15 protein-coding genes are annotated in these 12419 nt (G+C 32.9%); 12 read left to right on the top strand and 3 right to left on the bottom strand.

The genetic code is table 11. The features are described 5' to 3' along the window. Positions 1–168 precede the first annotated feature (168 nt). A complete protein-coding gene (locus Q0975_RS05195; protein WP_299434045.1) occupies positions 169–582 on the bottom strand; it encodes a helix-turn-helix transcriptional regulator in 414 nt (137 codons plus the stop codon). 68 nt (positions 583–650) lie between these two features. Here Q0975_RS05195 and Q0975_RS05190 point away from each other — a divergent pair, with 68 nt between their 5' ends. From Q0975_RS05190 to Q0975_RS05135, 12 genes are all read left to right on the top strand, one after another. Continuing rightward, on the top strand, positions 651–1046 hold the full coding sequence (locus Q0975_RS05190) for a hypothetical protein (protein ID WP_299434043.1): 396 nt from the start codon (positions 651–653) through the stop codon (positions 1044–1046). Positions 1047–1152: 106 nt separating this feature from the next. Then, a complete protein-coding gene (locus Q0975_RS05185; protein ID WP_299434041.1) occupies positions 1153–1809 on the top strand; it encodes a hypothetical protein in 657 nt (218 codons plus the stop codon). Further along, positions 1791–2306, top strand: coding sequence for a hypothetical protein (locus Q0975_RS05180; RefSeq protein WP_299434039.1), 516 nt, complete (start codon positions 1791–1793; stop codon positions 2304–2306). The genes Q0975_RS05185 and Q0975_RS05180 overlap by 19 nt, the downstream gene beginning before the upstream one ends. A 34-nt stretch (positions 2307–2340) precedes the next feature. Next, the gene (locus Q0975_RS05175) at positions 2341–3792 is read left to right on the top strand and encodes an oligosaccharide flippase family protein (RefSeq protein ID WP_299434037.1); all 1452 of its coding nucleotides are present in this window, start codon (positions 2341–2343) and stop codon (positions 3790–3792) included. 93 nt (positions 3793–3885) lie between these two features. After that, on the top strand, positions 3886–4320 hold the full coding sequence (dut, locus tag Q0975_RS05170) for a dUTP diphosphatase (protein ID WP_299434035.1): 435 nt from the start codon (positions 3886–3888) through the stop codon (positions 4318–4320). A 39-nt stretch (positions 4321–4359) separates the two neighbouring features. Further along, the gene (locus Q0975_RS05165) at positions 4360–5376 is read left to right on the top strand and encodes a sugar phosphate nucleotidyltransferase (RefSeq protein ID WP_299434033.1); all 1017 of its coding nucleotides are present in this window, start codon (positions 4360–4362) and stop codon (positions 5374–5376) included. Between the two features lie 32 nt (positions 5377–5408). Further along, entirely contained in the window at positions 5409–6785 is a 1377-nt protein-coding gene (locus Q0975_RS05160; RefSeq protein WP_299434031.1) for a tetratricopeptide repeat protein, read from the top strand. 6 nt (positions 6786–6791) lie between these two features. Next, a complete protein-coding gene (locus tag Q0975_RS05155; protein ID WP_299434029.1) occupies positions 6792–7565 on the top strand; it encodes a DUF4292 domain-containing protein in 774 nt (257 codons plus the stop codon). Continuing rightward, on the top strand, positions 7562–8791 hold the full coding sequence (locus Q0975_RS05150) for a peptidoglycan DD-metalloendopeptidase family protein (protein ID WP_299434027.1): 1230 nt from the start codon (positions 7562–7564) through the stop codon (positions 8789–8791). The genes Q0975_RS05155 and Q0975_RS05150 overlap by 4 nt, the downstream gene beginning before the upstream one ends. 18 nt (positions 8792–8809) lie before the next feature. Further along, a complete protein-coding gene (locus Q0975_RS05145) occupies positions 8810–9205 on the top strand; it encodes an SMI1/KNR4 family protein (protein WP_299434025.1) in 396 nt (131 codons plus the stop codon). Positions 9206–9225: 20 nt separating this feature from the next. Continuing rightward, a complete protein-coding gene (locus tag Q0975_RS05140) occupies positions 9226–9999 on the top strand; it encodes a sulfite exporter TauE/SafE family protein (protein ID WP_299434023.1) in 774 nt (257 codons plus the stop codon). A gap of 275 nt (positions 10000–10274) precedes the next feature. Further along, positions 10275–10469 (top strand): hypothetical protein, encoded by a 195-nt coding sequence (locus Q0975_RS05135; RefSeq protein WP_299434021.1) that lies wholly within the window; start codon positions 10275–10277, stop codon positions 10467–10469. Positions 10470–10553: 84 nt separating this feature from the next. On the opposite strand, the gene Q0975_RS05130 is transcribed toward Q0975_RS05135, so the two are convergent. Together Q0975_RS05130 and Q0975_RS05125 are read right to left on the bottom strand one after the other, a co-directional pair. Beyond that, positions 10554–11066, bottom strand: a complete 513-nt coding sequence (locus Q0975_RS05130) for an acyl-CoA thioesterase (RefSeq protein ID WP_299434019.1) — start codon at positions 11064–11066, stop codon at positions 10554–10556. A 214-nt stretch (positions 11067–11280) separates the two neighbouring features. Continuing rightward, a complete protein-coding gene (locus Q0975_RS05125) occupies positions 11281–12306 on the bottom strand; it encodes an SPOR domain-containing protein (protein ID WP_299434006.1) in 1026 nt (341 codons plus the stop codon). Positions 12307–12419 lie beyond the last annotated feature (113 nt).

The following is a 12419-nucleotide window of genomic DNA, read 5'->3' as shown; positions in this document are numbered from 1 at the left end:
CAAACTTTGTTAGAACCTTATTCATATAGATCTAAGAGAAAATTTCATCAAACAGTAGTCTATCTGTTGGGAATTTCATTTTATTAGTACGATACTTCAAATCAATACAATTTAACAGTTATAGTAATGATTTATGATGCAGCAAATAATAAAAAAAAGAGTAGTGTATTATTTAATCAATATTTCAACAATTTGAATACTTGTAGCAATAGCTTCATTTTTGTTAAAAATAGAACACAAGTTGTTAAGGTATGTTTTTATTTTAAGTGTTGATATTGAATCAAGGTTTTTCCCACACTCAAATCTTCCAAGAGTTGATTTGTCTATACCAATTTCTTTAGCAACAACTTCAAATGAATAACCATTGACAATACGATGAACAAACATTTTCCCTGCAAGCGTGTTTTCATGAATATTTAGTGTAGTAGGAATGTAACCGAGAAAGCAATATGACTTATGCAAAGCATAAATAGTATACGTTCGTTTGTTCAACTCTATTTCATATACAAAGTTACGATTCACTCCCATAATTTTTGCTACTTCATGTTGAGTTAACCCTCTATCCATTCGTGCTTTTCTCAATTCATCACCAACGGTCTTAATCTCTTTCGGGTACCGAAAATGCTTGGGTTTAGGTGATTTGAGATTGAGTGGTAAAATGGGACTCAGAAGGTAAAGGATTTGGGATGTATTCTAATCAAGAAGACTTGGGGGAACTTAAGAAGTTAAAGGATATTACTCTTTATGTCTCTAGTAATATGGATTCAGGTATTGGAAGATCTAAGCGTTCTGTAAATGTAGAGGATGTATTTAAAGAATATCCATATTCATATTTACTTATGAGAGAATCGGATTTGCAAAATAAAATTTTATATGCTAAAAAAACATTTTATTATCTAAAATTTACAGTAACTGTAAAAGAGAAATTTGTTGAAATTATTGATGGGTTTACGGGAAACATAATATATAGAAAATATAATCCGGGTTCTGTTAAATTGACATCAAAAAACATAAAACATCTTATTTCTAAAATTGAAGAGAAATAAGAATTCAAAAAAAACAAAAAACATCATACATCAACATGTATGATGTTTTTTGTTTTTTTAATATAAAGCTAATATTCATTTTTTATCTTTAAAGGAAAAAAGAAAAATGAAGACAATTAAGTTTTTTGCGTTATGTATTCTTGCATCGTTAATATCTAAGTTAAATGCCCAGGAATCAGAAAATCTGTATGAAGCTGGCGATATTAAAATAGGAATTGCAGGTGTTCCCCTTATGGATCTGAGCAATGGTTATAGTGGCGTTGTGGCTAAACCCAGTCTATCTTATTATATATCAGATCGTTTTGCGATTAGTACATCCGCTTTTGTGTTATTTCCACAGGATATTGAACAGGAAAACGGCAGAGATGCTGAAGTACAAGCGTACGGTTTTATACCTTCTTTTAGGAAACATGTAATTAATAGTGGTAAATTTAGTTTTTATTTAGAGTCTGGAGCTGGAATCGGAGCCATACGATATAAGGCAAATAATCCAGCGGATATTGCAATAGAAGATAATAGTGGTGGTTTGTTATTGTTAACAGCTGGAGCCGGAATTAATTATAAATTTGCTAAGTGTCTTGAGTTAGAATTTGGTGTTCCATATATGTATGGATTAAATATCACTAATGGAGAGGATACTAAGTTATTCTCTGGAGTAGCATTTAATTTTGGTATGAATCTTGTTTTTAATACCAGAGATATTAAGAGAATTAAAGAAAAACATCGGGAACGATTAAAGAAAAAATGGGAAGAAAAAGAATAAATATTAGAACAGTAGTTACCAAAATTGGTTTGTTAAGTATTTTGGTCACTTTTACACAATGTGCAACCAGTCAAAAGATTGATAAAATGGCTCCTGTGGAGCTGAATGCTCCCTATTTCCAGAATTGGGTATCTGGGATAGAGGGTGGAGGGGCTGGATTTATGCTCTATATTCCTGTTGATCCAGCTTCTGATGTTCAGTTGGAGAATGCATATTTCAAAGGAAAAAGTGTAAAACTGAAACGTAAGCCTAATGAAGCTGTTTATGTAGGACGATATACGGACCCAGGAACGGTTAGAAAGGATATTGTGATGAGCGATGACCCAAAGGAAGAATATAATAACAAAGCTCCGGAAATCGAAGAAAAAATACCGTTCGAACTAAAAGAAGGAGAATGCGTAATAGCATATTCTAAGAATGGTAAAGAAGGATATTTCAAATTGGATAACTTACCTGAGAAAGAATTGAAAGCATATCCAATGCAGCCGAGGCAATAAAAATTGTATTTTTAGCGCTACAATCAAATAGCAGTTGGGAATTTTTCAAAAACTTTTTAAACAAACATTTATATACGGAATGGCAACAGTGTTACCGCGCATGTTGTCATTTCTTTTAGTACCCTTATATACAGATCAATTACCAACAGAAGAATATGGTAAGGTTTCTATTATCTTTTCATATTTTGTGCTGTTCAATGTGGTTCTAGCATATGGAATGGAGACCGCTTTTTTTAGGTTCTTTAACAAAGAATCAGATAAAGAAAAAGTGGTGAGTACATCGGCTATATCAGTAACTATTTCATCTTTTGTATTCTTAGTAATCGCTTTATTGCTGAAAGAGCAAATATCTGTATGGACAGATATTAAGTTGGAGTATATAAACTTAGTAATATGGATACTACTCTTAGATGCTTTGGTTATTATTCCTTTTTCTTGGCTAAGAGCTAAAGAACAACCAATAAGATATGCAATTATTAAAATAGTAAATGTCGCTATCAATTTTGGTCTTAATGTTTTCTTCTTACTTTATTTAAAACAACTATCATTTCATTTTTCAGAGCTAAACTGGGTTTATAGGGATGATTATGAAATCAGTTATATTTTTATTTCTAATCTGATTGCTAGCGGATTTGCATTAGTGGTATTAGTACCTTTTTATTTTAAAATTAAGTATCGTTTTGATAGGGCATTATGGAAAAAGATGATGAAATATGCAATGCCAATTCTAGTAGCAGGAATAGCATATTCGATCAATGAAACATTTGATAGGATTTTGTTAGATTACTTGTTGCCAGAAGATGTAGCTGAGCATATGGTTGGTGTGTATTCGGCTTGTTATAAATTAGCATTGTTTATGACATTATTTGCTACAGCTTTTAGGTTAGGAATAGAACCGTTCTTCTTTAATTATGCCGCAAATAAAAATGCACCCGAAACCTATGCTAGAATTACTAAGTATTTTGTGATTTTGGGATCATTTATCTTTTTGTTCGTAATTGTATTTGTTCATCTTTTAAAAATTGCTTTTTTAAGAGATGTGTCTTATTGGGAAGCGGTAAAGATTGTCCCATTCATTTTATTAGCTAATTTCTGCTTGGGAATTTATCATAATCTTTCGGTTTGGTATAAAGTTACTGATAGAACCAAATTTGGCGCCTATATATCCGTTTTTGGAGCAATAATTACATTGCTTCTTAACTTTTTGCTAATCGAAAAATATACCTATGTAGGTTCTGCAATAGCGACATTAGCAGCCTATAGTGCCATGATGATAATATCCTGGTACCTTGGAAGAAAATATTACCCGATTCCGTATGATCTAAAAAAAATGGGGATGTATTTGGGGTTATCAATTAGTTTTTCCATCATTTCGTTTTACGTATTTGATAGTAATTATATGATTTCTATCCCCTTATTACTGGTGTTTTTAGTAATTTTGTATGTTTCGGAAAAAAAGGAATTAAAACAACTATTAAAAAGATAATTTTCTGTCTTCTCGAATGGAATCGATAGACAGTGTTTCAATTTATAATACAAGTAGACTCCACTTAACGTGATAGTCATTTATATAAATAATATGCAGATAAATATCATTAATAAGTCGTCACACAAGTTACCGCATTATGAAACTATAGCTTCTGCCGGAATGGATCTGAGGGCTAACATAACCGAAGCGATAACACTTAAACCTTTAGAAAGAACAATCGTTAAAACAGGATTGTTTATAGAGTTACCCGTTGGATTTGAAGCACAAGTACGTCCACGAAGTGGATTAGCTGCTAAAAAAGGAATAACAGTACTGAATGCTCCTGGAACTGTAGATGCAGATTATAGAGGTGAAATAGGAGTTATTTTAGTGAATTTGTCTAATGATGATTTTGTGATAGAAAATGGAGAAAGAGTGGCTCAGTTAGTAATTGCTAAACATGAAAGAGCTGAATGGAATGAAGTAGCAGTACTTTCTGAAACTTCAAGAGGAGCTGGTGGCTTCGGAAGTACGGGAGTTAAGTAACTCAAAACAATCAACCAATCAAAAAAAACAATATAAAAAATGAAAATCATTGTACCAATGGCAGGAAGAGGCTCTCGTTTAAGACCTCATACACTTACGGTTCCGAAACCTTTAATTCCTGTAGCGGGAAAACCAATAGTTCATAGATTAGTTTCTGATATAGCAAAAGTTTTGGGTGAACCTGTAGATGAAATCGCTTTTATCCTTGGTGATCCTGCATTTTTTGGAGATGATGTAGTCGAAAGCTTAACTGCTTTAGCTGAAGAATTAGGAGCCAAAGCTTCTATTTATAGACAAGATCAACCATTAGGAACTGGTCATGCTATCATGTGTGCTAAAGAATCATTATCAGGGCCAGCAGTTGTAGCATATGCGGATACATTAATTAGAGCCGATTTTAATCTTGATAAAGAAGCAGATGCTGTTATATGGGTGAAGCAAGTTGACAAACCAGAAGCATATGGAGTAGTAGAGCTTAACGAAAAGAAAGAAATAGTAGAGTTGGTGGAAAAACCAAAAGAATTTGTTTCTGATCTTGCGGTGATAGGAATCTATTATTTTAAGGATATTGCAGTGTTAAAAAACGAACTGCAACATGTATTAGATAATAATATAATTAATGGTGGAGAATACCAGATTAATGACGGTATAAAAAGGATGATGGCCGATGGCAAAATATTTGTTACAGGTCAAGTAGAAGAATGGATGGACTGTGGGAACAAAAATGTTACTGTAGAAACCAATACTAGAATGCTAGGTTTTTTAGAAAAAGATGGTGAAAAACTAATTAGCGATGATGTTTCATTAGAAAACGCAACCATTATTCCTCCTTGCTATATAGGAAAAGGAGTGATTATTAAAAATGGATCTGTAGGCCCTAATGTTTCTATAGGAGATGGTTGTAGTATAGAAGATAGTACTATTAAAAATAGTTTAATACAGAACGAAACTGTCACAAAAAATGCTAACTTAGACAATGCTATGATTGGGAATCACGTGTACTATGACGGAAAGTATACAACGATTAGTATTGGTGACTATTCTACTTTGGAATAATTTATGATTTATATTGCTTCTAAAAGGTTTGTATGATTAAGTTTTGTCGACATATTGGGTTTTGTTTGGTGCTTCTTGGAGGAGCACTCAATATGGCATTTTCTCAGGAACCACAATCTCTAAAAAAGTTAGAGATTTTGGATGATTTAGGAGATGTGTCTGATGCATTTAGAGAAAGTTTCTTTGAAGCATTAAAACAAAGAGCAATCACTAATTATGATAAAGCCATAATTGCGTTAGAAAAATGTATTTCCGTAAATCCAGAACCGATTGTTTTATACTATGAGTTAGGTAGAAACTATTTAGAGTTAAAGCTATTCGATCGGGCTGCTGCAAATTTCAAAAAAGTATTAGAAGAAAAACCAAATGATCGATACGTTTTAGAATTATTGTTCGAAGTTTATTTTACACAAAGAAAGTATTCAGAATCTGTTGATGTGGTGGAAAAACTGGTAGCTTTTGATAATATGTACAAAGAACAGTTGGCAAACCTTTATTTTTTAGAAACTAGATATGATGATGCGCTTAGAGTAGTCGATGAATTAATAGAAGAGCTGGGATTAGATGCATATAGAGACAAGTTAAGAAAAAAAATAGCACTAAAAATCAGTAACCCCGATTCACAGATTACTCGGTTACAGGAAAAAATAGCGACAAACCCCAAGGAAGAACAGAATTATATAAATCTTATTTATTTATATAGTCAGAATAATGATATAGATAAAGCTTTTGAAACTGCTCAGTCACTTCTCAAGGAAAAACCAAAATCTAAACTCGCTCATTTGGCGTTGTATAAATTTTATCTGGATACTAATAACCCAGATGAAGCCGTTAAATCGATGAAAGAAGTGCTGTCAAGTAATAAGATTGATGAAGAATCTAAGTACAAAGTCATCAATGATTTCTTAATATTTGTAGATAAAAATCCAAATTACGAATCTCAACTTATAGAAGTTACTAATGTGTTTTCAGAAGATTCTGGTAATAGCAAAGTGTTTACAGAAATCGGAAATTACTTTTATGAAAAAGACAAAAAAGAGTTAGCTCTTAATTATTATGAAAGAGGAATTAAAGATAATGTTAGCAATTTTGGGATTCTAAGAAAAATGTTGCTATTACAACTTGATTTAAAGAGATACGAAAAAGCAAAAGTAGGAAGTGAACTAGCAATAGAAATGTATCCTTCTCAGCCAATTTTGTATTTGGTGAGCGGTGTTTCTTTGATTAATCTAAATAATTATGAGGAAGCAATAGAGATTTTAAGTATCGGAATGGATTATATCATTGATGATCTTAAGATGGAATCGGATTTTTATGATCAAATAGGAGATGCATATATGAAAAAGGGAGACCCAGCGAAAGCAGAAGAGTATAAACAGAGATCGATTCAACTTAAAAAAAAATCATAAAGGGTAATGAATAGAATATTTTATCTGCTATGTTTTTCTCTAATTATGCTACAATCTTGTGGAGGAACTAAAGCAATTTCGGGATCAAATATAAAAAAGTTGAAAACAGAAAAAATTATAACCAATCATTACAATAAGTCTTTTAATTATAATACGATTAATGCTAGAGTAAGGGTAAAGTATGACAATGGTAAGCAGTCTTTTAGTCCAAGTGTGACATTAAGAATGGAAAAGGATAAAAAGATATGGTTAAGTGCTAAACTGCTAGGAATTACATTAGCCAAAGTATTGATTACTCCAGAAAAAGTGAGTTATTATGAAAAGATAAATAGCACCTATTTTGAAGGGAATTTTGAATTGCTTAGTGAGTGGCTAGGAACCGATTTAGATTTTGAAAAAGTACAACAGATATTATTAGGTCAGGCTTTGTTTGATCTTAGAGATGATAAATATCTCTCTTCTATAGAAAATCAAAAATACCAATTACAACCTAAAAAGGAATTAGAGTTATTTGAACGGTTATTTGTTATAAACCCGGATACTTTTAAAATGTTTTCTCAACAATTAAAACAGCCTATAGAAAATAGAAACTTACTGGTTAATTATAAAAGTTATCAAAGAGTAGGAAACCAAGATTTTCCTAAAGAAATTAGAGTAGAAGCTTCAGGAGATTCTAGCAAAACGTCTATTAATATTGATTATCGTAGTGTAGATTACAATGCCAGAGTAAGTTTTCCGTTTAAAATACCATCAGGATACGAGCAAGTAACTATAGAATGAGGTTAAAACAACTTATATATATATTCGGAATGCTATTAATTAGCATTCCATCATTCTCTCAAAGTACTAAACAGCAACAGCTGGAAGAACAACGGCGACGTCTTAAAGAGCAGATTGAGCAAATGAGGTCGTTGCTTGCAGACACAAAACTTAAGGAGCGTTCTGTGCTAGATGAAGTAGAAACACTAAATTCTCAAATAAGTACTAGACAAAACCTTATAAAAATTACGAATCAACAAGCAAATCTATTGACAAGAGAGGTTAATTCCAATCTCAAAAAAATGCAATCATATAGGGAAGAACTAAAAGTCCTAAAAGAAGATTATGCTAAAATGATTGTTAAATCTTATAAAAGTAAATCACAACAAAGTAAGATCATGTTCTTGTTGTCTTCATCAGATTTTGCACAAGCGTATAAGAGGCTACAGTATATGAAACAATATAATGAGCATCGTAAGGAACAAGCTGATCAAATACAAACACGTGCGGAAGAGCTTCAGACACTAAATAAAAATTTATTAGAACGGAAAAAAAAGAAAGAGTTGCTGGTCGAAGAAAATCGAGATGCTCAGGAACAACTTAAAGAAGAAAAACTACAACAACAGGCTCTGATGGCCTCTATCCGTAAAAAAGAAGGCACTTATAAAAAGGAAATAAAAAAGAAACAAGAGCAAGCTAGTGCTATTGATAGAGCTATAGAAAAACTAATTCGTGAAGCTATCGCAAAAGCCAATAAAAAAGCAGGAAAAAAGGCATCTAAAAAAGGATCTGCAACGACTTTTGCATTGACTCCAGAGGATAAAAAACTAGCAGATAATTTCACAGCAAATAAAGGGAAATTTCCTTGGCCAGTTGGAACAGGTAAATTAACCAAAAAGTATGGTCGTCAACCACATCCGACATTACCTAATATTCAGATTAATAGCAGTGGAGTAGAACTGGAAACAAGACCTGGGGAAAAAGCAAGAGCAATTTTTGAAGGAGAAGTTATGGCTATCCAGAAGTTAAAAAATGCAGGTAGATTGTTACAGGTACGCCATGGTAATTATATTACAGTGTATTACAATCTGGAAAATATTTCGGTAAAAGAAGGTCAAAAAGTATCTACCAAACAAAATATAGGAGAAGTGCGTGTTAACCCAACTACAGGTCGTGCTATTATGAAGTTTTTGATCTTTAAGGATACTAAAAAACTAAATCCACAATCTTGGATCTATAAAATGTAATTTGGTTATGACCTTTATATGCCGTTTCCAGTTGAAGAAAAATATATAATCGATACCGAAAAAGAGCTCGAAGTTACTTTTCCTAAATCTTTTCGGATTCGTATGATGAAGCTAAATGGAGGAGAGATAGAAAACGAGGAGGTGCATTGGGTGTTTTATCCTTTTTTTGACAAATCTGATAAGAAAAGAATTTCAAGAACTTCTAATCATATAGTTTATGAGACCAAAGAAGCAAGAAATAGGACTGGATTTCCAAAAGACGCTGTGGCTATAGGCAAAGATGATTACGGCAATCAAATCATTATGAGACCAAAACTTTTTAATAAGAAAAAACTAAGAGAGGCTATTTACTTTTGGAACCATGAAGCTGGAAGTATAACTAGGATAGCGAAAATTATTAGTGAAATAAGATAAGCTGTATTTAAGAAATAAAGATGGAAATAATAATTACCTCAACGGTAGCCTTTTTAGTTTCTATACTTACGTTTTTTTCAGGATTTGGTTTAGGGACAATTTTGACACCTGTACTGATGATTTTCTTTCCAGTAGAAATTGCTATTGCATTAACAGGGATAGTACATTTTTTCAATAATGTTTTCAAACTGTTTTTGGTTGGAAAAAATGCAAACAAAACAGTGTTGTTACGATTCGGAGTCCCAGCTGTTATTGCTGCCTTCGCAGGAGCATGGGTATTAGTGCATATTCCTGATATAAAGCCTCTTTTTACCTATGATTTGTTTGACAAAACCTTTGAAGTATATCCTGTAAAATTTATTATTTCAATTTTACTTATAATTTTCGCCAGTATGGATTTGATTCCATATTTCACAAGATTAAAATTTGGCGAAGAAAAACTTCCTCTTGGAGGTGTGTTAAGTGGTTTTTTTGGAGGTCTTTCGGGTAATCAAGGAGCTTTAAGAACAGCTTTTCTTATCAAAGCAGGGCTTTCTAAAGAAGCTTTTATCGGAACAGCAGTTGTGGTTTCTACCTTTGTAGATTTTACACGTCTTAGTGTGTACGCAACTAATATTTCTGAATCAGGAATTAGCGATAACCTGCCATTAGTGATTTGTGCCACGTTATCGGCTATTGCAGGCGCGTTTATAGGTAATAAACTGTTAAAGAAAGTAACGTTAAAGTTTTTGCAAATAGTCGTGGCAATCATGCTAATTGTGATCTCTGTTGCTTTGGGAGCGGGATTTTTATAAAATGATAAGTTTTGTCTTCCATAAATTAGATCACCCTTCTAAGTTATAGGTTTTGAAGAGCAGGAATTCCAAATAGAAATATTGTAATTTCATCTAATATTATAGCTAAAAAAGATCCTTATTTTGTCTAATATGGTGTGGATGTCTTTTTTTTATCCAAACACAGGTAGTACATTGGTAATAAGATTGAAGATAATTAATGATCATCGATTTCGACACAAAGAAGGGGGTAACCGAAAACCTTAATGTAGAGTAGGTAATTAAAAGGTAGTAATATGCTCAAAAAAATAACAAACATGAAAGGTGCTGTGATTATTGATAGAGAAGCGCAACAATCGATTCATGGGGGTTCGTATAACTGCAATGTAGCTCGTAAATGTCTTAGTGATATTGAATGTTGCTCTGGCGTATGCGGTGTAGAAAAAATTATTCTGGGTAGACCGGTAATTATTTCGGTATGCGCTATGTAAAGTCACTTTAACGAATATAACTTCCTCTAATGAACAACTCATTATGGGAAGCTTTGAGCAACACATTTTAACCTAAACGTTAAACTAGGTAAACAACGCTTTCAACTCAGTAGCATCATCTGGTTTCATTTTACCAGCAAGTACAAGACTAAGTTGTTTGCGGCGTAATGCTGCGTCAAAACGTTCTTGTTCTAATTCGGTTTCTGGTTTGATTTGTGGAATTGTCATTACTGGTGCACCACTTTCGTTAACCGCAACAAAAGTGTATATGGCTTCATTTGCACGCGTTTTATCTCCGCTTTGGCGGTCTTCTATCCAAACATCAATAACAACTTCCATAGATGATCTAAATGCGCGAGAAACCTTTGCTTCTACCGTAACTACACTTCCTAGGGGAATTGCTTTGCTGAATGCAACGTGATTTACAGAAGCAGTAACAACAATTCGTCTAGAATGTCTTCCAGCAGCGATTCCCGCTGCGCGGTCCATGCGAGCTAATAATTCACCTCCAAAAAGATTATTGAGTGGATTGGTTTCTCCTGGCAAAACAAGATCAGTTAGTATAGTTCGTGATTCTGAAGGATATCTGGCTTCCATGGATTTTGGTAATTTTTGGCAAAGATAATCAGGTGGAATAAACTAATGACTATGCAATAGCAGAAAACTGATATCCAGTCGTTTTGAGCTATTAATGAATATTCAATTTTTTTGTAAAAAATAAAAAAGAACCTATCCTAATAGGAGAGATTAGTATCGAAAAATAATAGGTAACAAAGATTGATTGAGAAAAACGTTTTTCGAAAAATGAGAACTATAGATCTTGCACTAATAACCAAGCACGACTATCTTGTTGCCTTTTGATATTTTGCAATGCTTTTAAAGCTTCTAATCTATTTTCATAACTAGTATAAACGACTTGATGTAATCCGTATTTATTTACACCTATAAGACGTGCATCAAATCCTTTAGTTTTAAGCTTCTGTACTTTTTTATTAGCATTCGCTTTAATTCTGTATGCTCCTGCCACCACGTGGTATTTTCCAGAAGTTACTACGGCGTCAGTCTTAGCTTTTTCAGAATTGTCTTCCTCAGCTTTAATAATATTTAGATTGATAGCTGGCAAAGGACTGGTAATCTCAAAAGTAGCTTCTTGGATTCTATTTTCGATTTCTTTATCTGCTTTTATAGATAAACCATCATTATGTAAACCAATTCGCTTATTGAATTCATGTAATCCTAGGGATCCAATCCCCAAAAGAATAACTGCAGCTGCAGCATATCTTACATATGGGCGTTCACGTCTTCTTTCTGGTGTAAAGGTGATAGGAGTCGTTTCTTCAATAGCTTCTACTTGTTCTTTATAAACCTCACGAGTTACCTGAGTCGTCACTAATTTTGGAACAACTTTTTCCTCTCTAATAATCGAAGGAGATATAAAAGAATTCAGACCGAATGCTTCTGTTAAGTAATTTGTGTCTTGAGAAGGTTCAAATTGTAAAGTATCTTCAACAGAAGTATAAAAAGAACCAATACCGTCTAATTCTACTCTTTTTCCAAGAGACATTTTGTTATTTAACGACAGTACGTAACGTTGAATCTTAGCAACAGCGTCTGTATATGATATGTTTTCGGCGGTAGCCATGTAATTTGCTACTAGTCCGTCGTTATTTTGTAATTGGCTGTTAAAAGAGATTAATTTCTGAGGCGGAAAAAATGCGTGAGTAGATTCTTGAATCACAGCAGGCTGACGCTTTGTTAGAAAAGCACCAAAACCTGGTAAGATTACACATTCGTATCTATATAGTAATTCACTTATGTATTTCGCCGTATTGTTCATTGCCCCTTCTTAAAAAATGCTGTCTAATATATTCTGTCAAAACTAATTCGTAATAGCTAATAATGGCTAGATTGGTTTAACTTGAATAATTAGGTTGGTTATTGGTTGTTCAA

Origin of the sequence: uncultured Aquimarina sp. (assembly GCF_947500065.1) — a bacterium.
Lineage (GTDB): Bacteria > Bacteroidota > Bacteroidia > Flavobacteriales > Flavobacteriaceae > Aquimarina.
This window is presented reverse-complemented; position numbering and strand designations above follow the sequence as displayed.

Coding starts and splice junctions, on each gene's coding strand:
- Q0975_RS05185 (WP_299434041.1), top strand. CDS start 1,153: ATGAAGACAATTAAGTTTTTTGCGTTATGTATTCTTGCATCGTTAATA.
- Q0975_RS05180 (WP_299434039.1), top strand. CDS start 1,791: ATGGGAAGAAAAAGAATAAATATTAGAACAGTAGTTACCAAAATTGGT.
- dut (WP_299434035.1), top strand. CDS start 3,886: ATGCAGATAAATATCATTAATAAGTCGTCACACAAGTTACCGCATTAT.
- Q0975_RS05165 (WP_299434033.1), top strand. CDS start 4,360: ATGAAAATCATTGTACCAATGGCAGGAAGAGGCTCTCGTTTAAGACCT.
- Q0975_RS05160 (WP_299434031.1), top strand. CDS start 5,409: ATGATTAAGTTTTGTCGACATATTGGGTTTTGTTTGGTGCTTCTTGGA.
- Q0975_RS05155 (WP_299434029.1), top strand. CDS start 6,792: ATGAATAGAATATTTTATCTGCTATGTTTTTCTCTAATTATGCTACAA.
- Q0975_RS05150 (WP_299434027.1), top strand. CDS start 7,562: ATGAGGTTAAAACAACTTATATATATATTCGGAATGCTATTAATTAGC.
- Q0975_RS05145 (WP_299434025.1), top strand. CDS start 8,810: ATGCCGTTTCCAGTTGAAGAAAAATATATAATCGATACCGAAAAAGAG.
- Q0975_RS05140 (WP_299434023.1), top strand. CDS start 9,226: ATGGAAATAATAATTACCTCAACGGTAGCCTTTTTAGTTTCTATACTT.
- Q0975_RS05135 (WP_299434021.1), top strand. CDS start 10,275: ATGCTCAAAAAAATAACAAACATGAAAGGTGCTGTGATTATTGATAGA.
- Q0975_RS05130 (WP_299434019.1), bottom strand. CDS start 11,066: ATGGAAGCCAGATATCCTTCAGAATCACGAACTATACTAACTGATCTT.
- Q0975_RS05125 (WP_299434006.1), bottom strand. CDS start 12,306: ATGAACAATACGGCGAAATACATAAGTGAATTACTATATAGATACGAA.